The organism is Rhodosalinus sp. FB01, assembly GCF_041365715.1.
In the GTDB taxonomy this organism is placed as follows: Bacteria; Pseudomonadota; Alphaproteobacteria; order Rhodobacterales; family Rhodobacteraceae; genus Rhodosalinus.
The window spans coordinates 1-404 of record NZ_JBGFSH010000082.1 but is presented as its reverse complement, the minus strand read 5'-3'; the positions used below and the strand labels follow the sequence as shown (position 1 = coordinate 404).

At 64.1% G+C, this 404-nt stretch carries 1 pseudogene; it reads right to left on the bottom strand.

The features are described from left to right. Window positions 1-388, bottom strand: a pseudogene (locus AB6A65_RS16680) (ATPase); the annotation flags it as partial. Window positions 389-404 lie beyond the last annotated feature (16 nt).

The window sequence follows — 404 nt, the reverse complement described above, 5'->3', positions numbered from 1 at the left end:
CAATGGGTTGGCGAGGGGAACATCCGTTTTCGACGTTCCCCTCGGACGACTGATGTTCCCCAACCTCAGGTTGATCGGCACGGGTCGGTGGTGCTTCGGTCTCACAAAGCTCAAGTTTCCACCGCGTCGCCTTGTGCTCGACGCCTGCCTTCCGAACACGGACACTGACCTCTCCAACCCGAAACACACGGTCGCGCATTCGAGAGATCGCCTTGCCGAACGCCGTCTTCTGCGCGCGATCCGTTCCCCCGCTGATGGGCGGAGCCGGGTCGCAGAACAGGGCGACATCGAACAGATCTGCCGAGAGGACCGAGGCCGTCCCGAACCTGTCCCACCAGGCGGCGATGAAGGCGCTCCAGCCGGCGCCCTCGCTGTCGGACGCCGCCATCATCTCCTCGAGGTTG